Below are 22,379 nucleotides of genomic sequence, written 5' to 3' on the forward strand. Positions count from 1 at the left end.
ACATTCTGTGCGACGCATCCCTTGTTTGGACGATTGCCCTTAACAATCGGTTAGTCCCTGCCGGGTTATGACGATTGCAGATTGTAGGAATGAGGACGTCATGACCGACGCGACTGCAGAACAGGCAGAAGTCCCAGTAAAATATGGGAAAAAGGGAATGATAATAGGCGCGATTCTGGCGATAGCCGGTGCTGCGGGCGGGTATTTCCTGACCACCACCGGCCTGTTGCCAATAGGTGGAAAACCCGTTGTACAAAACGCCGAGGAAACAGAGAAAAGCAAGCCTGCCAAGGCTCTGCCAAAGGTCGGATTCGTTGACCTTGCCCCAGTCGTCGTTTCGGTAAACACCAGCGATTCGCGACATCTGAAGTTTCATGCCCAGCTCGAGGTGAACGCGCCGTACATGGCGGATGTGGAAAAGATGCAACCGCGAATCATGGACGTGCTGAACGCATATCTGCGCGCGATTGAGGTAACGGATCTTGAGGATTCGCTCGCGCTTATGCGCATCCGAGGACATCTGTTACGGCGTATCGAAATCGTCGTCGGTGAAGGCCGTGTGCGTGATGTTCTCGTCATGGAATTCGTACTGAACTAGGAGGCGAAGTTGGAGCTGATTGCAGATATTTTGCTGGTGGCAGGTGCCTTGGGTGCGGGTCTTTATTGTTTCGTCCTGTCCAGGCGGTTGAAACGCTTTACCGACCTTGAAAGAGGCGTCGGTGGTGCCGTGAGCGTGCTGTCATCGCAAGCGGAAGAGTTGAAACGGTCACTGGATTCAGCGCGCGACGCCTCGGATCAATCTGGCGTTGCGCTGAAGGATTTAACCGAGCGCGCCGAAACAGTGGCGCAGCGGCTTGAGCTGATGATGGCCTCGATGCATGACGTAGTGCCGGACGATGAAGAGACGACCGAGTCCCCTATACCAGAGCCTGTGCCATTTGTTTCCGAAGAACAATCCCAAACCACCTCAGTGCCCGTTATTGAAGAAGACGCGCCAGCCGAGACTCAGGTCAAACGTCTAGGTGGGTTGATGTTCCTGCGTCACAACCGCAGCGAGGCCGCGACATGAGGCGGAAGCGGGCGGAAAATCGCCCCAAAGGCGGCGTTCTTGCGGTGATCGCGATGCTTATGATCGGTTCCGCCGCGATCAGAATAGGATTCGAGGCCGGCCCCGCGCTGGCTAAAGGATCCGATCCCGCCCCATCGCTGGCGAGGGGCAGCCAACCCGAACAGCCCGGTGCGCAAGAATTGTTGACCGAATTGCTACGCCGCGAAGACGCACTCAAAAAACGAGAGGCCGCTTTGGAAGACAAGGAAAAGGCGCTCGATATCGCGGATCAGGCGATTGAAACGCGCCTGGCTGCCTTGCAGGAGGCCGAAGAGTCGCTGCGACAGACACTGGCCTTCGCCGAAAAAGCCGCCGAGACCGATCTGACGCGCCTGACGGATGTGTATCAGAGCATGAAGCCCAAGGACGCAGCCGCCCTGTTCGAAACCATGGACCCCGGCTTTGCGGCTGGCTTTCTGTCGCGGATGCCACCTGACGCAGCAGCAGGTGTTCTGGCCGGTCTCAGCCCCGAAGCCGCCTATACGATCAGTGTGATCATCGCCGGTCGCAATGCTGCGGCTCCGCAGGAGTAGCGCACATGTACTTTACGCCCGCATCTGACATTGCAGGAGACCGCTCATGATCGGAATCATCGGAATCGTCGTCATTTTCGCCATGGTGTTTGGCGGTTATCTTGCCGCCGGGGGCAAGATGACGATCATTATGAAATCGCTCCCTTTCGAGATGATGATGATCGGCGGCGCGGCCGTTGGCGCATTCATGATCAGCAACGACTTGAGCGCGGTCAAACATACGATCAAGGACATGGGTAAAGTTTTTAAAGGCCCGAAATGGAAACCCGAAGACTACCGCGATCTGCTGTGCCTTTTGTTTTCTCTGATCCGCATTGCCAAGGCCAACCCGGTCGAGGTGGAACAGCATATCGAAGACCCCGAGAATTCGACCCTATTCTCGGCCTATCCGAAGATTCAGAAGGACAAGGAAGCCGTCGATCTGATCTGCGACACGATGCGATCCGCGTCGATGAATTACGACGATCCACATCAAGTTGAAGAAGTGCTGGAAAAGCGGATGGAGACCAATTTTCACCACGCCATGCATTCCAGCCACGCACTGCAAACCGTCGCCGATGGTTTGCCCGCACTTGGTATCGTGGCCGCCGTTTTAGGCGTAATCAAAACGATGGGGTCCATCGACCAGCCGCCCGAAGTACTGGGCAAATTGATCGGCGGCGCTTTGGTCGGGACGTTCCTGGGCGTGTTTCTCGCCTATGGCCTGGTTGGCCCGTTCGCTGGCAAGCTGAAAGCGGTGGTCGAAGAGGACAACCATTTTTATCAGCTGATCAAAGAGGTTCTGGTCGCCAACCTGCACAACCATAACGCAGCCATGTGTATTGAAGTTGGCCGCCAGAACACGCCGACACATAACCGACCCGGATTTTCTGAGCTGGAAGATGCGTTGAAGGAACTCAAACAGGCAGCGGCATGATCCGGACAGTTTTTCTTGCTTTGGCGCTAACCGCCGCGGCAGCGCAGGTTCAAGCACAAAATGTGCAGGTAAGCTCGGGCGAACATGATGGGTATACGCGACTGGTCGCACAGGTTCCGCCGGGCACTAAATGGGTGCTGTCGCACAAGAAAAATGGTGCGCGTCTGAGTGTCCAACTGGAAAAGGTTAACTTTGACACAGCAGCCGTTTTCCAGCGTTTGACGCAAAACCGCTTGGCCGCGATCTCTCAGTTCGAACCGGGCGCGGCACTTGATATGCAATTTGGCTGCGACTGTGTTGCCAATGCCTTTCTGTTTAAGGGCACGATGATCGTGGTGGATATTGCACCAGGCTCGGCGCCACCCACAATCAGCACTGATGTACCGTCGCCTGTTTTGCCCAAAGCGTCCAAAGAGAAAGACCCGTTGGTCGCGCAAAATCTGCAGAGTCTCGAATTGCCACTGCTAAGCCTGAACACAAAACGATTTGAAGAACAGCTCTCTACCCTGCTACTGCGCGGTTCTGACCGGGAAGTCGTTGATTTGAGGCTTGCTCCGGTTGGACCAAGGCTGTCGGTCCCCAAGAACGATCCCTTTAGCCCCTCAGATCTTAATGCGAATATTCATGTGACATCCGTTCTGGACGGCTTGAATGAACTTTTAGGGCCATCCCTGCCGCAGCTTGAACAACGCCCACCCTGCATCTCAAGCGCTGAGCTTGGGTTTGACCGTTGGTCTGGGGCAACTCCCTTTCCGGAACAGGTGGCTTCGTTGCGCGCCGCTTTGTTCAAAGAATTCGATCATCTCGACGAAGATGAAACGCTGAAGCTGGCGCAGCTATACGCCTATTTCGGGTTCGGCGCAGAGGCTCTTCGGACGCTTGAATTGCTTGGGCGGCATGCGCCGGACACAGATCGGGTTGCCGCCATAGCCCGGTACCTTGATGGCGCACAGCCGTCCCATCCGAACCCGTTTACCAGTCTTCAGCGGTGTGAAAGCGACGCCGCGCTTTGGGCTCTTTTGATCGAAGGAGTGCTGCAGGAAGAGGCCCATTTGCAATCGATCGAACAGTCTTTTGCGCGCTTGCCCGCCCATCTGCGCCGTCATGTTGGGCCGACATTGGCGGAAATTCTGACAGAAGCTGGGAAACTTGAACCAGCAAGGCGCGTGTTGCGCGCGGTCGACCGCGTTGCGACTGAGGACAGCGCCGATACGTCCCAAGCCAAAGCCAAGGTCGCGGCTGCCGAAGGCGACGGCCCGAAGTCAGAAGCTCTGTTGAACGAGATCATCGCCGCGTCGAGTGCAGAGTTGGAGGCACCGATTGCGCTTGCGCGACTGGTCGACAAGCGATGGTCGGAACGTGGGGCAATATCTCCGCAAGAACTTGATCTTACGGCCTCTTACGTCGTGGAGTTTCGCCGGTCTGAAATCGGGCCGCGCATGCTGCAAACACAGATCGTTGCGTTAAGCTTAAGCCATGAGTTCGACATGGCGATGGATCTGCTGAGCGCCCAAGATACACAGGCCAATGCCATCGAAACGTTGAACCGCGTCGCCCAGATCCTGACCGAACGCGCCGACGACGCGACATTCCTTAGACTGGTCGTTACCCTGACACCCGAGCAGAAACTGGCGCTAGTCACAGATACAAGCGTGGCGATGGCCGAGCGTTTGGTCACCCTTGGTTTTGCGGACGCGGCGATGGAGTTGGCCAGCCGGCCACAGGACAAGGTCCGACGCGCAGAAAGGGCACGGTTACGCGCGCGCGCTGCCTTACTGCAACGCCGACCACATCAAGCGATGTTGGAGCTGGCCGACGATCCATCAGACGCGGCCCAGCTTTTGCGAGGGCAAGCATTGCAGATGACGGACGATTACGTGGCAGCTGGTCAGCTTTTGCGGGCTGTGGGTGCAGACGAAAAAGCCGATCGGTTCTTTTGGTTGGCCGATCATCCGGAAACGGTCGAGCCCGAACGCGACACAAAGTTCCTCGCAGTTCAGCAAACAACGCAGCTCCTGTCCGTTCCGCCAACACGAATGCAGGATAAACCTTTAGCTGACGCAAAGGGCTTGTTGGATGACAGCGCAAAAACACGCCAGCACATTCTGGATTTGCTTGCGGAGGTGGACCAATAGCGGATCAGGTCGGCGCCACCTGCAACCACGGTTTGTCTTTCAATAGGTGCCCACTGAGCGTCGGCCCGCAGCCCGCACCGGCCGCTTTTACGGATCAAAGACCAACGGCATCAGGTCCGACAATCTGGATGTAGGTTCGACCCAACCCAATATGGCCGCGCGGATCGCGTCCGCGCGGTCTGAACCGACAATTGGCGCGGCAAACTCGGTGTACTTGGCGATCACATCTCCTCTGCTGAGCGGGGCCTCCGGCCCTCCGCGCGCGTGAGTGTCGCCGGATTCGAACACACGCCCATCGGTCGATTTCAAGGTGACATCGGCCCACCGCCACTGCGGGAAGCGTGCACTGTGGCGCGCATCTTCCTGAACGTGAATACGCGGTACCAACTCTGCCACTGCCGGATCAGACAGACCCGCACCCGAGATATGTTCGACCCCGATCCGACCATGGATCGCCTGAACCGCCACAGCAAAAGGCAGAGAGTATTGGGCCTGAGACGTGGTATCAGGCATCCCGCCATACAGGCAGGCCGCTTCGTGAAAACTGTTGATATGGATGGATCCGATCTGGTCGTGCGCCAGGTTATTCTCCATCATCACTGTCCGAACGCCATCAATGGCCGCATGGGCCCAGCGACATATCGGATAGGGTTTTACGTATTGGTGTTCGACCTGCCAGAACTGACCCAAATCATTCCAAAACGACGCAACATCGGCATCTTCGATTGTGATGGCCGGGGCGCCCGTGAAACCACGTTCGGCCAGAATCGCAGATGATATACCAACCATCGCGCCCCAACCCGATCCGTCATGCAGCATCGTCGGATTTGCAATCTCGCGCATCATCTGACTTCGAGGTCCGTGGTATTCCGCGATTCCCAATGCTTGTCGAAACTGGTCGGGCATATGCCTGCGCATGCGCGCGGCCATGGCCACCACACCCAGTGCGTTCCACGCGCCGGACGTGTGATAATCGCTGACCGATGCGTGCAGCGACAGCCCCGCACGTCCCGCGATTTCATATCCTGTGACGACGGCAGCCAGGGCTTCGGGGCCGGACAAATCAGGGCAATGCGCACCAAGTGAAACTAACGCAGGCAGGACGACGACACCGATATGCCCCTTAGTCGGGTTGTAGCCGTCATGCCCATCCAGATTGTCGGTTTGCGTGGCTGCCGCGTAGGCAGCGCCTGCCATGCTGACGGGGCGGCCATCAAACATCATCGGAACGCTGAATGCCGCATCACTACTGGCATAGAGCAACGCGGCAGTATCGCGGGCGATCACGCCGGCCTCCATCGGGCCGGAGGCGATCAGGATGCCCATTGTGTCCAGCATCATCAGGGCGGCGGCCTCTTTCGCGCTGTCAGGCATTTCCTGCGCTGAAAGGTTCAGTGCAAAATCCGTGACCCGATCAAGCGTGCCGGTCATTTGGCTGCCTCCATCACCTTGGATGGGACATCGCGCAGCCGGAGACCCGATGGATCAAAGGGCGGTTCGGCCAAAACTCTGGCTTTATGCGGTTTGCCGAGGATGAAGATTTCCACCATGTCCCCCGGCTGTACGACCGCCGGATTCGCATAGCCGATGGCCAGGGACTTGCCGACTGAATAGCCATAGGCGCCTGACGTTACACGTCCGACCGGTGCGCCATCTGGTGTAAAGATAGTTTCGCCACCGGACGCGTCGGCATCCGTCGCCTCGACCTCAAAAATCGACAGAACCTCGCGCGCGGCGTTGTCCTTGATCTGCAGATAGGCGTCTTTGTGCAGGAAGTCCTTGTCCAGCTTGATCAGACCCGCCAGTCCGACTTCCTGCGGCCAGTATTCCTGAGAATACTCGCGGCCCCACGAGCCATAGCCCTTCTCGATCCGCAGTGACCCCAACGCGCGGCCGCCCACTGGACCACCGTCGCACTCCTTCGCAGCCTCAAGAAGTGCGGAATAGAGCCTGATTTGATCTACTTCCGCGCAGTGCAACTCCCACCCCAGATCGCCGGTAAAGCTGACGCGGATGGCAAGGCAGGTGACGCCCGCCACCTCGATCGTTTGTGAGCGCATAAAACGGAACGCTTCGTTCGACAGGTCGGCATTTGTCAGTCGTTGCAACAGGTCACGCGACTTGGGACCCGCTACATTGAAACCCGCGATGCGATCTGTTGCCACTTCGAGTGTTGTGCCGTCGGGCAGATCGACCATGTTGAAGAACCGCTGATGATAGCGCTCGGCCATACCCGAGCCGATCATCATGTATTCGTCCTCGGCCACCTTGGTGATGGTGAAATCCCCGGCAACGCCGCCCCGGACTGAGATCAGCGGTGTCAGGCACGACCGCCCAATCTCGGTCGGCACCCTATTCGCGACCAAACGGTCCAGCCACTCATAGGCACCCGAGCCCTTAATGACGTAGTTGGCAAAGTTCGAGATGTCGATCACACCGACATTCTCGCGCAGCACTCTGACCTCTCGCCCGACCGATTCCCACCAGTTCTGGCGCGTGAACCCGTTTGTCTCGGTGGTGCCGGGCTGATCCGCGAACCAGAGCGGGTGTTCCCAGCCGCAGTTCAGACCAAAGACGCAGCCCATGTCCTTTTGCATCTCATACGCCGGGCGCACGCGGGCCGGGCGGCCAGCGCTGCGTTCCTCGTTTGGGAAATGGATGGCGAAACGGTGAGTATACTGGTCTTCAACCCGCGCCTTGGTGAATTTCTTGTCCGCCCAGTCGCCAAACCGGGCGAGATCCCAGGCGAACATGTCGTATTGCGGCTCGCCCTCGATCATCCATTGCGCCGCCAGCAAACCCAAACCACCCGACTGCGAAAAGCCCGGGATCAGACCACCGCAGAGGAAATAATTCTTCAGCTCGGGAACCGGACCCCACAGGGCGGAACTGTCCGGGGACCAGATCATTGGGCCGTTGATAACCCGTTTCACGCCAGCCGTCGCCGCCGCGGGCACACGTTCGGTTGCGCGGATCACGTTCTCCATAATCCGGTCCAGATCGTCGGGGAACAGATCATGGGCAAAGTCCAACGGCGTGCCCTCTTCGGCCCAGAACTTCATGTCCTTTTCATAGGCCCCGATCAGCAGCCCGTTGCCTTCCTGTCGGAAGTAGTACTCACCGTCCCGATCGGCGATCGACGGTAAACGGCGACCCAGTTTGGCAACCTCATCAATGGAATCGGTTACGAAATATTGGTGTTCGGTCGGTTGCAGCGGCAGGTTCAAACCCGCCAATGCCGCTACTTCGCGGCCCCAAAGACCTGCGGCATTCACAACCCATTGCGTATGGATATCCCCCTTTTCCGTGCGCACAATCCATGACCCATCTGGCTGCTGATCAGTGCCTAACACGGGGCAAAACCGCTCAATCGTTGCACCCATTGCCCGCGCACCTGCGGCATAGGCGTGCGGCACACCGGATGGATCCACGTTGCCACCATCGGGTTCAAACATAATGCAGCGGATATCGTCGAACTGCGCCAGCGGGTGAAGCTCCATCGCCTGTTCGCGGCTGACTTCGTAGAAGTTCAGGCCATAGAACCGGGCTTTTGCTTCTTGCAGGCGTAACTGATGTTCGCGGTTTTCAGTCTGGGCCAGATAGAGGGAACCGGGCTGGAACACTCCGCAGCTCTGGCCGGTTTCCTGCTCCAGCTCTTTATACAGATTCATCGTGTAATGCTGGATGCGGGTGATGTTGTTGTTGTCGTGCAGTCCGTGAATGTTGGCCGCCGCGTGCCAGGTTGATCCGCTGGTCAGTTCATCCCGCTCAAGCAGGACAACGTCCCGCCAACCGAGTTTGGCCAAATGGTAAAGGATTGAACAGCCAGCCAATCCTCCGCCGATGACTACGGCCTGCGCGTGCGTTTTCATGAAATTGACCTCCCGCCGACGGTGCCGAAAACGGCACCCTTTGGAGGAAGTCAGCCACATGTCTTATGTGGCTTATGCTCTGTTCCCGACGCGAAATGTCGGGAACAGAGCTTGAATGGCCGGTTTTGATTAGTAAGGCGCTTCGACGTCGTTCATCGAAACGTAGACCGTCTTCATTTCACTGAAGTGATTGATCGCCAGTTTCGAGTTTTCGCGCCCGACACCTGACATTTTAGATCCGCCAAATGGGGCCTCGACCGGAGCCAGATTATAGGTGTTGATATAGCATGTGCCCGCCTCGAACCCGGCCACAATGCGGTGCGCGCGGGTCAGGTCGTTGGTGAAGACACCGGCGGCCAATCCAAACTCGGTGTCGTTGGCGCGGGCAATAACCTCTTCTTCGGTGTCAAAGTCCAGCACGGACATCACCGGGCCAAAGATTTCCTCGCGCGCGATGGCCATATCGTCGGTTACATCCGCAAAAACGGTGGGCTGCATGTAGAAACCGTCGCCTTCGATCCGCTTGCCGCCGAATACCAGACGTGCGCCCTCCGCCGTGCCCTTTTCAACGTAGCTTAGTGCGATATTCATCTGGTTTTCGCTGACCATAGGGCCAAAATTCACATCCTCATCCAGCGGATCACCGATTTTTGCAGTCGCCAAACGTTCAGAGAGTCGCTTGAGGAATGCCTCTTTGACGCCTTTCTGCACAAAGACACGGGTGCCGTTCGAACAGACCTGACCCGAAGAATAGAAGTTGCCCAGGATCGCACCGGACACGGCGTTTTCAATATCCGCGTCATCGAACACAATCATCGGGGACTTTCCACCCAGCTCCATCGTCACATGCTTCATGCCGTCGGCGGCCGCGGCATAGACCTTGCGACCGGTCGGCACGGACCCGGTTAGCGAAACCTTGGCCACGCGCGGATCCGTCACAAGCGATGCGCCAACATCGCCATAGCCCTGAACCACGTTATAGACGCCCTTAGGCGCGCCCGCCTCGATCAAGATCTCGGCCACCTGAAGCGCCGACAGGGGCGTGGTCTCGGACGGCTTGAAGACCATCGTGTTGCCACAGGCCAGTGCCGGGGCCCCTTTCCAGCAAGCGATCTGGGTCGGGTAGTTCCATGCGCCGATACCGACGCAAACGCCCAGCGCCTCGCGGATGGTGTAGACAAAGTCTCCGCGGCCCAGCGGGATGTGCTCGCCCGTCAATGACGCGGCCAACCCACCGAAATACTCCAGCGCATCCGCCCCCGATGTGGCGTCGGCCACCAGGGTTTCCTGCAAGGGTTTACCGGTGTCGTGGGTTTCGAGGATCGAAAGCGCGCGATTGCGGTCACGCATGATGTCAGATGCCCGTCTCAGGATGCGCCCACGCTCGGTCCCGGACATTGCCGCCCACTCTGCCTGAGCGTTTTTAGCACTTGTTAGAGCCTGATCAACAATATCCGACGTGGCAGAATGCAGCCGAGCGATGACTTCACCGGTGGCCGGGTAGATCACGTCTATCGGGGTTCCGCCGGTATCTTCGACATATGCGCCGTCGATAAAATGGCTCGCCTTAGGCTGGAATTTCATGCCGATTTCCTTCTCAGAAGTCCTTTCCTTCGCGTCTATATTTTATTGACTGGTCAGTCAACAAAAGTGAATCACGGCGGACTCCCGCTGATGTGAATCGGCCCCCTCTTGAATAAAAAGCTTAATGTTCCATTTATGTTCTACATAGTCAGAGGAACAATCCGATGTCTTACCACGCCCGCAACCCGGCCAAGGATGGCCCATCGAACGACTATCACCTGTTGCCCGTCACAGACCGGCAAATGCGATACGCTCGTGCAATTGCCCAGCAGTCAGCCTTGGAAATCCCGGTCGAGGCACAACGGGATCGCAAGTCGATGTCTGCCTGGATTTCGGCGCACAAGCCAGCCGATCCATCGCCCTTTGCGGACTATCCAACCGGTAAGCAGGTTGCCTTTGCCGAACGCATTTCCCGTAGCAAGCGCAGGCCTATCCCGTCCGAGTGTTTCCGCGACAAACAGATGATGTCCCGCTGGATTGATCAGAACAAATGATGGCCGTCTAATGTTTATGGTGGCGGGTATAGAGCGCAACCGTAGCAGCAACAAACATACCCAAGAGGATGTAGCCGGTAACAGCCTCAGCGACGGCCAGCCCGCGACATAAACCTGTTGGGATCATGTCGCCATATCCCACAGTGGTGAAGGTGACGTATGAAAAATACAGAAAATCAGCTGGAGCATCTGCACCCACCACGCAATTGTCGGCGTAGCCGAACGCGCCATACGCCGCCGCGAACAAGAACGGCACGACCTGAATGAAGGACACACCCATCAGAAACAAGCGTCGATGCGGCAGTTTCACCTGTGTCATGTAGTACCAGGATTGCGATGCGACCCAAACCACCAGGCAGACCGACACAATAGTACCAATGGTTTCGCCTGCGGCCGCCTCGCTCAGGCGCGACAGACCATACCACGCGAAAAAACTGGCAATAACCAGTCCGACCGCTGCGATAAGCGTCGATTTCCACTCTTCCAGTGTTGTAGGTTCGCGGTGCATAAAACCTCCGATGACCTAGGTTTTTCCGCGATCATCAGGGTTCCGGCCTGTACCCGCAACCCAAATCATTCGCCTGTCATTCAGCGCCCAGATGCTCTTGCCCGCGCTGACGCGACAACAGGATCTGTTTCTGACGTTCCCTGAAACGCGTCTTGTCCGCATCCGAAGTCTCATTGATGCACCGATGGCAGGACACGCCGTGCTCGTATTCCGCGCGCTTCATATCCTCTGGCAGAATCGGGCGGCGGCAGCCGTGGCACAGGTTGTGTGGTCCTTCGACCAACCCATGTCCGACCGAGACGCGATTATCGAAAACAAAGCACTCACCCTGCCAGCTGCTGTCCTCGGCGGGCATCTCTTCGAGATACCGCAGGATGCCGCCTTTCAGGTGGTACACATCCTCGACCCCCTGCCCCAACAGGTAGTTGGTGGATTTCTCACAACGGATGCCGCCGGTGCAGAACATGGCAACCCGCTTGTTGTGAAAGCGGTCTTTGTTTTCTTCCCACCAGGCCGGGAAATCACGAAAACTGGCTGTTTCAGGGTCTATTGCGCCCTCAAAAGTACCAATCGCCACTTCGTAATCGTTGCGAGTGTCGATCACGACCACGTCGTCAGAGCGGATCAGATCATTCCAGTCTTCAGGCTCGACATAATTGCCGACGCGGGCACGCGGATCGACGTCCGGCTGGCCCATGGTCACGATCTCTTTTTTCAGACGCACCTTCATTTTGCCAAAGGGCGGGTGATCGGATGTGGCCTCTTTCCACTCAAGATCCGCACAACCGGGCAAAGCCTTGATATGGGCCAGCACCGCATCGATCCCGCCACGCGGGCCTGCGATGGTTCCGTTGATCCCTTCGGCAGCCAGCAACAAGGTGCCCTTGACTGACTGCGCGCGACAAAGGTCCAGCAGCGGGTCGCGCAGGGACACGTGATCCGAAAAACGGGTGAAGTGATAGAGAGCAGCGATCGTATACATGCGCGCGGTCTAAACCCGCTGGGCCAGAGTCGCAAGGGACCGGATTGACGCCCCCCGCCCAGCCCCCTACCGATAGGGCAATGTGAGGAGACCCTGATGACCCATGCCCTGATTGTAGTTGACGTTCAGAACGATTTTTGCCCCGGTGGTGCGCTGGCTGTGCCTGGAGGTGACGAGATCGTGGCCCACATCAACGCTATGATGGCTGAGTTTGACACCGTGATCCTGACACAGGACTGGCACCCTGAGGGGCATTCGTCCTTTGCTAGCGGACATGACGGCAAGTCCCCATTTGAAACAACCGACATGCATTACGGGCCTCAAGTCTTGTGGCCAGATCACTGTGTGCAGGGCACCGAAGGTGCGGAATTCCACCCGGACCTGAAGACCCATGCCGATCTTGTCATTCGCAAGGGCTTTCGACGCGGTATCGACAGCTATTCCGCATTTTTTGAGAACGACCAAAAGACACCGACCGGTTTAGAAGGTTACTTGAAATCACGCGGGATCACCAAACTGACCCTAGTTGGGCTTGCCACAGATTTCTGTGTTCATTTTTCGGCTGTTGACGCTGCCCGCTTGGGATTTGATGTCACCGTGCGCATGGACGCATGTCGGGCGATCGACATGGATGGATCATTGGCAGCCGCCAAGGCCGCGATGCGTGACGCCGGTGTTGCGCTGATCTAAGGCGTAGCGCCTTTTTCGGCAAGATACCTGAGCACTGCGAACAAGATCACCGCCAGTCCCAATGCAACGCCAATTCGTCCGGGCAATGTGCGGCGCTCGGGCGTTGCGGGTGATTTGTAGCGCGGGTTCGGCGTCCAATTCTCGACTTTTGGGCGCTGATCGTTGCGCGGTTTGGCCGTTTTGACATTGTCCAAAAAGCGATGAAAATCGAACTCACCGCAATATTCGCCACTGATGCCAAGTTCCCGAATATTCGTGAACAACGCGCGCAAAATCCGCTCGCGTTCGGCTACATCCCGTGTAGGGTAATACCCGTGCATCATGTCGCTGTCAGTCGAATCCAGATCGAACCCGGCTTCCTGAAAAATCAAACGAATCTTAGGTGACGCCGATCTGAGCGCGTCAGCCGTTTTCACATGACGGAATCGCGCGCGTGTGGCGCACTGGTCCAATTGCTCGGAACCGGTTTCCTCATCCGCTTTTTCGTTAACAACGATGTCAAAATCGTACTCGAGAACCATTCACCAAATTAACCTCGTTCAACCATCCCTTCCTTTTCACTAAACTGTGAAAAGAACACACAATATGCTCGCAATGTGACCTGACCTTGTCATTGTCATCATTCCAGCGACTCTTGCCATTCCACGCACTGATTGATCTAACAACGGAAATCGCAGGAGTTCCCCATGGTCGATATTGCGACACGCGTGTACAATCATAAATGGAAGATTGACCCGATTGTACGGTCTTTGATCGACACGGACTTCTACAAACTGCTGATGTGCCAGTCAGTGTTTCGAAATAAGCCCCAAACAGATGTGGCTTTTTCCCTGATCAACCGGTCGAATCACATCCCATTGGCAAAACTTATCGATGAAGGCGAACTGCGCGAGCAATTGGATCATATCCGGTCGCTTAGCCTCAGCCGGGGCGAAAGCACGTGGCTGCGGGGCAATACATTCTATGGCAAACGCCAGATGTTCCGTTCGGATTTCATGGAATGGTTCGAAAACATGCGCCTGCCGCCCTATCACCTGGAACGGAAGGGCGATCAGTACGAGCTGACCTTTGAGGGCAAATGGCACGAGGTCATGCTGTGGGAAATCCCGGCGCTTGCGGTTCTGATGGAACTGCGCTCGCGCGCGGTGCTGAACAACATGCGGCGGTTTGAGCTGCAAGTGCTATATGCCCAGGCCATGACCCGCGTTTGGAAGAAGATCGAACAACTGCGGGATATTGACGGGCTTGGGATCGCTGACTTCGGAACCCGGCGTCGACACAGCTTTCTTTGGCAGGACTGGTGCGTGCAGGCCATGATCGAGGGTCTGGGACCGTCCTTTACTGGTACATCTAACTGTCTGATCGCCATGCGGCGCGAAGTTGAGGCCATCGGCACCAACGCGCACGAACTGCCGATGGTCTACAGCGCCCTTGCCAAAGACGATGCCGAACTGGCGCAAGCGCCTTATGACGTGCTGAGCGACTGGCACGACGAACATGACGGCAATCTGCGCATCATACTGCCGGACACCTATGGCACGCAGGGCTTTCTGGATCGCGCGCCCGATTGGCTGGCCGGATGGACCGGCATTCGCATCGACAGCGGTGATCCCGCAACAGGCGCGGAAACCGCTATCAAGTGGTGGCAGTCTCGAGGAGAAGACCCCCTGGAAAAGCGTGTGATTTTCTCGGATGGTCTGGATGTCGACAAAATTCGGGAACTGCACACTCAATTCGCCCACAGAACCAAAGTCTCGTTCGGGTGGGGCACTTTGCTGACCAACGACTTCCGCGGACTCGTGCCAAACGACGCGTTGGCGCCGTTCTCGCTGGTCTGCAAGGCTGTGTCCGCCAATAGCCAGCCGACCGTGAAACTGTCGGACAACCCGGAAAAGGCGATGGGACCGAAGGATCAGATCGAACGCTACAAACGAGTGTTCGGCGTAGGCGCGCAAGAGGCAATCGAGGTGATCGTTTAGGCTCTAACCATGGCACGCCGCGACCGTTTTCAACTGTGAAAAGCCATAAAGGGCCTCGAACCCTTTCTCGCGGCCGTGTCCGGATTTTCCGACACCACCAAAGGGCAGCTCTACGCCACCACCCGCACCGTAGTTGTTGATGAACACCTGACCGGAGCGAAGTTGCTTTGCCAGCCGCATCTGTCGTGCCCCGTCGCGGGTCCAGATGCTCGCAACCAACCCGTATTCGGTGCTGTTGGCGATCTTTACCGCGTCTTCCTCAGTGCTGAATGGGATCAGCACCTGAACCGGGCCGAAAATCTCATCCTTGGCCAGACCGTGATCGGGCGGAACGTCCGCAAACAGCGTCGGCACAACATAGGCCCCCTCAGACGGGGCACCGTCTACAATCCGACCTTGCCCTGCGACAGTCAGGTCTGCGCCCCTGGCCAGAAAGCCCGACACGATCTCTTTTTGACGGCCCGATATTAGCGGGCCAACGCGCAGATCATCCTGCGCGGGACCAACGGTCAAATCTGCATAAGCCGCTGCCATGCGTTGCTTGACCTGATCATAAACCCCGCGCTGTACCAAAATACGTGACGAGGCAGAGCAGGTTTGTCCGGCATTCTGAACCCCCGCATTGACCAAAAACGGCAGGGCAGCATCCAGGTCAGCATCGTCAAACACCAGTTGAGGTGATTTCCCCCCAAGCTCCAGCGTCACAGGAACCACGTTTTGCCCCGCTGCCTGCTGCACCAGCGCCCCAGTGGCAACTGACCCGGTAAACGAGACATGGTGCACGCCTGAATGGCCCGACAGGGCAGCCCCCGCTTCGGCCCCCAACCCGGGTACGACGTTCAGGGCACCGGCGGGTAAACCGGCCTCTTGCGCCAGATGCGCAAAGGCCAGCGCGGTCAGGCAAGCTTCTTCCGCAGGTTTCAGAACGCAGGCATTGCCCATCGCCAGCGCAGCCCCAACCGACCGCCCGATGATCTGCATCGGATAGTTCCACGGAACGATATGCCCCGTCACGCCGTGCGGTTCCCGTAAAGTATAGACGGTGTAGCCATCCAGATACGGGATGGTCTCGCCCATGACCTTGTCCGCGGCCCCGCCATAGAATTCGCAATACCGTGCCAACGCAACCGCATCTGCGCGTGCCTGTGTCAGGGGCTTGCCGACATCCATGGCCTCTAGTGTGGCCAGGTCCTCGACACGCTCCAAAACCATCCTTCCCATACGCGTAAGGATACGGCCCCGCTCCAGCGCAGTCTTTCGTCCCCAATCCCCGCCAATCGCAGTCTGAGCCGCCCTGACCGCAGCATCAACATCATGCGCGCCACCCCTTGCGATCTGGCAGATCTCTGAACCGTCAGAAGGATTGATCAAAGGCAATGTTTGTTCGGAGGTTGGCGGCACCCAATTTCCGCCGATCAGACAAAGGCCGGGATTAAACCAAAGGGGGCTGGACATGGGATACTCCTATATTCGGCTCTAATATGTGGTTCACGCCACATCCCGACCAATGTCTGGCAGCACTGGCGCGGCATTAATCAGGTCTTTTGTGTATTGATGTTGTGGGTCAGAGAAGACACTTTCGGTATCGCCCTCTTCGACGATCTTTCCGGCCCGCATCACCATAACGCGGTCAGTGATGGTGCGTACGACGCTCAGATCATGGCTGATGAACAGATAAGTCAGTTCATAGGCCTCACATAGTTCGGCCAACAGGTCGAGGATCTGGGCCCGGACCGACACATCAAGGGCCGAAACAGCCTCGTCAAACAAGATCAGTTCGGGACGGATGATCAAGGCACGGGCGATGGCGATGCGCTGTCTCTGACCGCCCGAGAATTCATGGATGTACTTACCAGCGTCATCCGGGCTGAGACCCACCGCTGTCAACATTTCAGCGATCCGGTCCTGCTTCTCGGGCCCCATTACAGGAGCATCGAGCAGATGGAACGGTTCAGTGATCAGTCGGGCCACGCGGTGACGTGGATTGAAACTGCCATAGGGGTCCTGAAAGACCACCTGCATCTTGCGCCGCACGGCGAGGTTGGGTTTGTGACCCGAAAAGACAGGCTGGCCATCCAGACGAATGTCACCACCCTGAACTTCTTCAAGGCCCAGAATCGCCTTTGTTAGGGTCGATTTTCCACACCCCGACTCGCCGACCAGGCCCAGACGTTCTCCGCTATTGAGCGTAAAGCTGACTTGGTCCACTGCCCTGTGGTGCCCCGGTGTATCAAACAGCCCCTTGCGAGGCAGACGATAGTCGCGAACGACATTTGTCACTTCAAGCAAAGGGCGGGATTGCGCGAGTTCGGGCAGGGATACCTGATGCCCCGAAGCCTTGAACAGCATACGGGTATATGGATGCTGCATGTGGTGTAGCAGGTGGTCAGTGGCCCCGGATTCGACCACTTCGCCATGGCGCATAACAACGATTTGGTCGGCCATATCCGCGACCACGGCAAGGTCATGGGTGATCATCAGCAGCCCCATGCCGAATTCGGTCACCAACCCTTTCAGAAGCTCGAGGATTTGCGCCTGCGTTGTCACATCTAGCGCTGTGGTCGGCTCATCCGCGATCAACAGCTTGGGACGCAACGCGATCGCCATCGCAATCACGACACGCTGACGCTGCCCCCCGGACAGTTCGTGCGGAAAGCGGGACAGCGGGAAGCGATCCAGCGGCAGGCCAACACGGGTCAGAACTTCCTCCGCCCGGTCTCGCGCCTGTCTGGGCGGCATGGCCTTGTGAATCAGGATGGTCTCCATCACCTGATCGCCGATGGTTTTGACTGGGTTCAGTGCGGTCATAGGTTCTTGGAACACCATACCGATCGCGGCACCGCGCAAGGCACACATATCGTTTTCGTCGCGGTCCAGCAGATCTGAACCGTTCAGCCGGATGACCCCGGTTGTCTTGGCCCCGTCCGGCAAAAGCTGCATCACGGCGAGCGCGGTCATCGATTTACCCGATCCGCTTTCCCCGGTCACGGCCACGATCTGACCGGGCGCAATGGACAGATTGACCTGTTTCAGGATGTCCGTGCCGTGAATGGACAGCGACAGGTTTTGGATCTCAAGCAAATTCATGCACGGGCCACCCTGATCCGGGGATCCAGCCAATCGCGCAACCCATCGCCCAGCAGGTTCAACCCCAGTACCGTGACAATGATCGCCAGACCCGGAATCAGAGCCAAATGCGGGGCAAAACTGACCATTGTCTGCGCATCGGCCAGCATCCGGCCCCAACTTGGCGTGGGCGGTTGCGCGCCCAGACCGACATAGGACAGGCCAGCCTCAGCCAGAATGCCCAGAGAGAACTGGATGGTGCCCTGAACGATCAGCAGATTGGCGACATTGGGCAGGATATGTTCCGCGGAAATGCGGGCAGCACCCTTGCCCGAAACGCGCGCGGCCAGAATGAATTCCCGCTCCCAAAGAGATAGCGCTGCGCCGCGAGTGATGCGTGCAAAGACAGGGATGTTGAAAATGCCAATGGCGATGATCGCGTTTATCGCGCCAGCACCGAAAACGGCAGTGATCAGTATGGCAATGACCAGGGAAGGGAAGGCAAAGACCAGATCATTGCCGCGCATGATCAGCTCGTCTAGCCACGACCCTTTGCGCGCAGCCGCTGTCAGGCCCAAAGGCACGCCCAGCGCCATGCCAATCCCCACCGCCACCAAAGCCACGGCAATCGAGGTTCGGGCACCGACCATGATCATCGAGAACATGTCGCGTCCGAAATGATCCGTACCAAACCAATGCAGCGCGTTGGGTGGTTGCAGTTTGTCGGGGATGTTCAGTGCGGCATAGTCATAGGGCGTCCAGACAAATGAAACCGCCGCCGCCAACAGCACCAGCGAGGACAGACAAGCCCCAAGGATCAGGCTCCGGCTCATGTCCGGCTCCTTAACCTTGGATCAACGGCTGCATAGGCCAGATCGACCAGAAAGTTCACGGTAATGACCGCAAAGACCAGCAGCATTACCACGGATTCCACTACAATCAGATCGCGGGCCGAGATTGCCTGAAACACCAATCGTCCAAGACCCGGCAGGTAGAACACCTGTTCGATGATGATTGAACCGGCTAGCAGGAACGAAAACTGTAACCCGATGATTGTCAGAACCGGGATCAGCGCGTTGCGCACCCCGTGCCGCCACAGGGCCTGACGCCGCGATAACCCCTTGGCACGTGCGGTGCGCATGAAGTCTTCGCCCAATATATCCAACAAAGACGACCGCATGACTCGCGCCAGAATGGCCGCCTGCGGCAGGGCCAGCGCGATGGCCGGAAGGGTCAAGGAGTGTAATCCCGTCCAAAGTCCCTTATCCCAGCCTGCGAACCCTCCGGCATTGAACCAGCGCAGATTGATGGCGAAGACCAGAACCAGCATCATGGCGAACCAGAAATTCGGAACCGCAATGCCCAGCTGTGTTGCCCCCATTACCGTCAGATCGCCCGGTTTGCCCCGGCGCGCGGCGGCGTAGATGCCTACAGGAAACGCTATCGCGGTGGACAGAGTTAGCGCATACAGCGCCAAGGGCAGCGAGACCCACAGCCGATCCGCGATCATCTGCGACACGGGCGTGCGATAGGTGTAAGAGGTTCCGAAATCCCCCACCATCATCCCGCCAACCCAATTGAAATACCGCTGCACCTTGGATACATCCAAACCCAACTCGGCCCGCAGAGCGGCAAGCGTATCCTCTTGCGCATTGACGCCCAGCATGAATGACGCAGGATCGCCGGGCGCCACCTCAATCACGGCAAATATGACCACCGAGGCGACGGCGAGGCTGATCACCAGCGATATCAGTCGTTTGAGGGCATAGCGAAGCATCGAGGCCACGTTAGGGATGCGCGCCCTGCGGGTCCAGCACCTATGGAACCAGAAGATAGGCAAAAACCGCATAGCCAACGATTGCGGCGTAGCCCAGCGGGTAAATCCACTTGATGGCGTAGTTATCCAACTTGCGCGCCCCGGATTCGCGACCCGAGACTTTGAGCCTGCGCAAGGCGACATTGAACACAATCAAAGCCCCGGTCATCAGGAACATGCATTGCAGAACGAAATCCAGAAATGTCAGGTATCCAAGCTTTGGCAGATCAGCAGAAATCGCCCAGTTGAAAGCTACGAATACCAGCAAGTTTCCTCCGGCAATTTCGATCCTTTTGCGGTATTCATCAAGAAAGAACAGTGCCCAGCCAACCGAGATCAGCACCAGCATCGGCAGAAACACCCGAATGACATAGTAGGTCAGATGCCGGTGGCCTTCGAAGATCAGCGCAACCTGATCGCTGTCCTGACCGGAAAGGCCCGTGACCTGAGAGGTTTCAAGCCGCGCATTGTCCAGAATCCACTCTTCTTCGCCCAGCAGGTCACCAAGGCCCGAGAACTCGTTCATCGGATGATAGGACACATATTGGGATGGAAAGATCGAAACGACCTCGAAATGAAACTCCTGTGTGTCGAAAGGGTATCTCCGAAAATCGAAATGTGGGGCCTGTAATGTCAGCGAGGATTTCTCGACATACAACACCCGCCCGTCATATCGCAGAGAGGCGGCGGCTTCGTGAATCCACTTGTTGGATTGTTGGTTGTGAATGACGAATGCTGGTACCACCGTCCCAATCTCAGCGGCATGATCGGCCAGCGCCGGGGGGTTGAAAACCCGGAAATCGCGCCCCAGCTCTTGCCGGTCAAAAGCCAACGCAGGGTCGGTCCACTCAACTCGCAGCACAACCACGGCACCGTAGTTTTCGGCCTTCTGGTCAACGCTGGTGATCTGATCTATTCGAATACCGATACCAACATCCAGCGGGTTCTCTGGCGTCCCGATGGGCGTGTCCAACCGACTGTCCAGAATGTTCTGCGCCACAACCGGTTCCACAGTCGTTGCCGCCAGGGCAACGGTCACAAAAACCAGAAACAGGACACGAAACAAAATCATCCTTGGCTCACTCGACAACATTAAATGCAAGGGCCGTGAACCAGCGGCCCCTGCCTTGAGTCACTCGGACCAGCTGATCTGCGTCAGATCGATTGCGGCCGTGGGCGCGTTTTCCCACAGGCCCTGAACTCCGGCTTTGGCCACACCCAGCTTGGCCAGTTGAAACAGGTACCCGTTGACGTAGTCGTCTGCGATCAGGCGCTGAGCCTCACCCAGCAGACGGGTGCGTTCTTCGGGGTCTGTCGTCGAATTCAGCGTGTCCATCAGTGCCTGGAAATCGGTACTGTCATATTGGAAGTAATAGTCAGGACGCGCATAGATCCCGATATCCATAGGCTCGGTATGACTGACGATAGTCAGGCCAAAGTCCTTGCCTTTGAACACCGTTTCCAGCCACTGAGCCCATTCAACGTTGATGATATTGGCCGTGATCCCGACCTCGGCCAGTTGGGCGGCCACAATCTCACCCCCGCGGCGGGCATAGGATGGGGGCGGCAAATGCAGCGTCGTTTCAAACCCTTCTGCATATCCAGCATCGGCCAACATCTTGGCGGCCTTTTTGGGGTCGTAGGCCGAGTTCCCGGTCAGATCGACATAAGCCGGATTGTGTGGCGCGAAATGCGTGCCAATGGGCGTGCCGTAGCCAAACATCGCTCCATCGATGATCGCCTGACGGTCAATCGCGTGGGCCAATGCCTGACGCACTTGGATATCATCGAAGGGTGGCATCTTGTTATTGGTGGAAAGAATGGTTTCCCCTTCGGTCGAACCGACAAGCACCTGAAAGCGCGGATCAGCTTCAAATTGCGGCAGGTTCTCTGGCGCAGGGAAGTTGTCGAACACGTCGATATCCTCGGCCATCATAGCCGCAAAAGCCGCCGTCGGGTCGGAGATAAATTTGAACGTAGCAGTCTCTAATGCGGGCTGATTACCCCAATAGTCCGGGTTGCGGTTCAGGGTGATACTGTCGCCCTGCACCCATTCACCAAAGGTAAAAGCGCCGGTTCCGACGGGGTTGGTCTTGATGCCCTCGATACTATCGGGCGCGACAATAACCGCATCACCCCAGGCTAGGTTGAACAGGAAGTTCCCGTTTGGCTCAGACAGGGTCACCTTGACGGTCAGCGGGTCGACCACCTCGATGTTTTCAATCCCGGCAAACAGGGCCTTTTGCGCATTTGCGCTGTCCTCGGATCGGGCGCGGTCCAGGCTGAACTTGACGTCCTCAGCATCCATCGTGGTGCCGTCGTGGAAGGTAACCCCATCGTGCAGTTTGAAGGTATAGACCTTGCCATCTTCCGAGATTTCCCAACTTTCAGCCAGACCAGGAACCACCGATCCGTCACCCATAAACCGGGTCAGGCCTTCGAAGATATTGGTGTAAACCACCGAATCGATAGCCTGTGCTGCTGCACTGGTCGGGTCCAGATGCGGCGGCTCTAGTTGCAACGCTATGGTAATGTCGGATTTAGCGAAAACCTGTGTACCAAACAGGCTGGCGCTAACCGCCAGCACCGAAGCAAAGGACCGAAATGTCTGCTTTGTCATGTAAATTACTCCCCACTGAAAATGGAAACCTGCGTTTTTTTGGGCCGTACTGCACCCAACTTCCCTTTAAACCTTA

The 22,379-nt window shown here is 57.2% G+C and carries 20 protein-coding genes; 8 read left to right on the forward strand and 12 right to left on the reverse strand.

The annotated features are described in order from the left end of the window. Positions 1 to 100 precede the first annotated feature (100 nt). Genes AC2FJF_RS16860 through AC2FJF_RS16880 form a run of 5 tightly spaced genes read left to right on the forward strand, consistent with a single transcriptional unit; the run spans position 101 to position 4,692 of the window. Positions 101 to 598 (forward strand): flagellar basal body-associated FliL family protein, encoded by a 498-nt coding sequence (locus tag AC2FJF_RS16860; protein WP_496726412.1) that lies wholly within the window; start codon positions 101 to 103, stop codon positions 596 to 598. A 9-nt stretch (positions 599 to 607) separates the two neighbouring features. Continuing rightward, on the forward strand, positions 608 to 1,069 hold the full coding sequence (locus AC2FJF_RS16865) for a hypothetical protein (RefSeq protein ID WP_496726414.1): 462 nt from the start codon (positions 608 to 610) through the stop codon (positions 1,067 to 1,069). Further along, positions 1,066 to 1,641 (forward strand): MotE family protein, encoded by a 576-nt coding sequence (locus AC2FJF_RS16870; protein ID WP_496726415.1) that lies wholly within the window; start codon positions 1,066 to 1,068, stop codon positions 1,639 to 1,641. The genes AC2FJF_RS16865 and AC2FJF_RS16870 overlap by 4 nt, the downstream gene beginning before the upstream one ends. A 46-nt stretch (positions 1,642 to 1,687) precedes the next feature. Then, positions 1,688 to 2,557, forward strand: a complete 870-nt coding sequence (motA, locus tag AC2FJF_RS16875; protein WP_496726417.1) for a flagellar motor stator protein MotA — start codon at positions 1,688 to 1,690, stop codon at positions 2,555 to 2,557. Continuing rightward, complete coding sequence (locus AC2FJF_RS16880; RefSeq protein WP_496726418.1) at positions 2,554 to 4,692, forward strand: hypothetical protein; 2,139 nt, start codon at positions 2,554 to 2,556, stop codon at positions 4,690 to 4,692. The genes motA and AC2FJF_RS16880 overlap by 4 nt, the downstream gene beginning before the upstream one ends. Before the next feature lie 87 nt (positions 4,693 to 4,779). On the opposite strand, the gene AC2FJF_RS16885 is transcribed toward AC2FJF_RS16880, so the two are convergent. From AC2FJF_RS16885 to betB, 3 genes are all read right to left on the reverse strand, one after another. Then, positions 4,780 to 6,123, reverse strand: coding sequence for an MmgE/PrpD family protein (locus AC2FJF_RS16885; RefSeq protein ID WP_496726419.1), 1,344 nt, complete (start codon positions 6,121 to 6,123; stop codon positions 4,780 to 4,782). Further along, positions 6,120 to 8,564 (reverse strand): GcvT family protein, encoded by a 2,445-nt coding sequence (locus tag AC2FJF_RS16890; RefSeq protein WP_496726420.1) that lies wholly within the window; start codon positions 8,562 to 8,564, stop codon positions 6,120 to 6,122. The genes AC2FJF_RS16885 and AC2FJF_RS16890 overlap by 4 nt, the downstream gene beginning before the upstream one ends. 129 nt (positions 8,565 to 8,693) lie before the next feature. After that, entirely contained in the window at positions 8,694 to 10,148 is a 1,455-nt protein-coding gene (gene betB, locus AC2FJF_RS16895; protein ID WP_496726421.1) for a betaine-aldehyde dehydrogenase, read from the reverse strand. A gap of 164 nt (positions 10,149 to 10,312) precedes the next feature. Here betB and AC2FJF_RS16900 point away from each other — a divergent pair, with 164 nt between their 5' ends. Beyond that, entirely contained in the window at positions 10,313 to 10,642 is a 330-nt protein-coding gene (locus AC2FJF_RS16900) for a hypothetical protein (protein WP_496726422.1), read from the forward strand. 7 nt (positions 10,643 to 10,649) lie between these two features. Here the strand turns inward: AC2FJF_RS16900 and AC2FJF_RS16905 are convergent, their stop codons facing one another. Both AC2FJF_RS16905 and trhO read right to left on the reverse strand, forming a co-directional pair. Beyond that, positions 10,650 to 11,150, reverse strand: coding sequence for a potassium channel family protein (locus tag AC2FJF_RS16905; protein ID WP_058275022.1), 501 nt, complete (start codon positions 11,148 to 11,150; stop codon positions 10,650 to 10,652). A gap of 76 nt (positions 11,151 to 11,226) precedes the next feature. Next, the gene (trhO, locus tag AC2FJF_RS16910) at positions 11,227 to 12,132 is read right to left on the reverse strand and encodes an oxygen-dependent tRNA uridine(34) hydroxylase TrhO (RefSeq protein ID WP_496726423.1); all 906 of its coding nucleotides are present in this window, start codon (positions 12,130 to 12,132) and stop codon (positions 11,227 to 11,229) included. A 96-nt stretch (positions 12,133 to 12,228) separates the two neighbouring features. Between trhO and pncA the strand changes: the two genes are divergently transcribed. Beyond that, positions 12,229 to 12,822, forward strand: a complete 594-nt coding sequence (pncA, locus tag AC2FJF_RS16915) for a bifunctional nicotinamidase/pyrazinamidase (protein WP_496726424.1) — start codon at positions 12,229 to 12,231, stop codon at positions 12,820 to 12,822. Here pncA and AC2FJF_RS16920 read toward each other — a convergent pair. Beyond that, the gene (locus AC2FJF_RS16920) at positions 12,819 to 13,343 is read right to left on the reverse strand and encodes a hypothetical protein (protein ID WP_496726425.1); all 525 of its coding nucleotides are present in this window, start codon (positions 13,341 to 13,343) and stop codon (positions 12,819 to 12,821) included. The two genes, pncA and AC2FJF_RS16920, sit on opposite strands and share 4 nt — an antisense overlap. A gap of 165 nt (positions 13,344 to 13,508) precedes the next feature. On the opposite strand from AC2FJF_RS16920, the gene pncB reads away from it, so the two are divergent. Further along, positions 13,509 to 14,801 (forward strand): nicotinate phosphoribosyltransferase, encoded by a 1,293-nt coding sequence (gene pncB / locus AC2FJF_RS16925; RefSeq protein WP_496726426.1) that lies wholly within the window; start codon positions 13,509 to 13,511, stop codon positions 14,799 to 14,801. Positions 14,802 to 14,804: 3 nt separating this feature from the next. On the opposite strand, the gene AC2FJF_RS16930 is transcribed toward pncB, so the two are convergent. From AC2FJF_RS16930 to AC2FJF_RS16955, 6 genes are read right to left on the reverse strand one after another with little or no spacing between them, the layout of a single operon-like run. Further along, positions 14,805 to 16,256: an aldehyde dehydrogenase family protein gene (locus AC2FJF_RS16930; RefSeq protein ID WP_496726427.1), complete on the reverse strand. Its 1,452-nt coding sequence runs from the start codon at positions 16,254 to 16,256 to the stop codon at positions 14,805 to 14,807. Between the two features lie 33 nt (positions 16,257 to 16,289). Beyond that, positions 16,290 to 17,888 carry an ABC transporter ATP-binding protein gene (locus AC2FJF_RS16935; protein ID WP_496726429.1) on the reverse strand — a complete coding sequence of 533 codons (1,599 nt, stop codon included), beginning with the start codon at positions 17,886 to 17,888 and terminating at the stop codon, positions 16,290 to 16,292. Next, complete coding sequence (locus tag AC2FJF_RS16940) at positions 17,885 to 18,700, reverse strand: ABC transporter permease (RefSeq protein WP_496726430.1); 816 nt, start codon at positions 18,698 to 18,700, stop codon at positions 17,885 to 17,887. Before AC2FJF_RS16940 ends, AC2FJF_RS16935 begins: the two co-directional genes overlap by 4 nt. Continuing rightward, positions 18,697 to 19,644, reverse strand: a complete 948-nt coding sequence (locus AC2FJF_RS16945; RefSeq protein ID WP_058279087.1) for an ABC transporter permease — start codon at positions 19,642 to 19,644, stop codon at positions 18,697 to 18,699. Before AC2FJF_RS16945 ends, AC2FJF_RS16940 begins: the two co-directional genes overlap by 4 nt. 40 nt (positions 19,645 to 19,684) lie before the next feature. Then, entirely contained in the window at positions 19,685 to 20,755 is a 1,071-nt protein-coding gene (locus AC2FJF_RS16950; protein WP_496726431.1) for a ligand-gated ion channel, read from the reverse strand. 60 nt (positions 20,756 to 20,815) lie between these two features. Beyond that, a complete protein-coding gene (locus AC2FJF_RS16955) occupies positions 20,816 to 22,303 on the reverse strand; it encodes an ABC transporter substrate-binding protein (RefSeq protein ID WP_496726432.1) in 1,488 nt (495 codons plus the stop codon). Positions 22,304 to 22,379: the final 76 nt, after the last annotated feature.

It is taken from the genome of Ruegeria sp. CDSB013 (assembly GCF_059611165.1).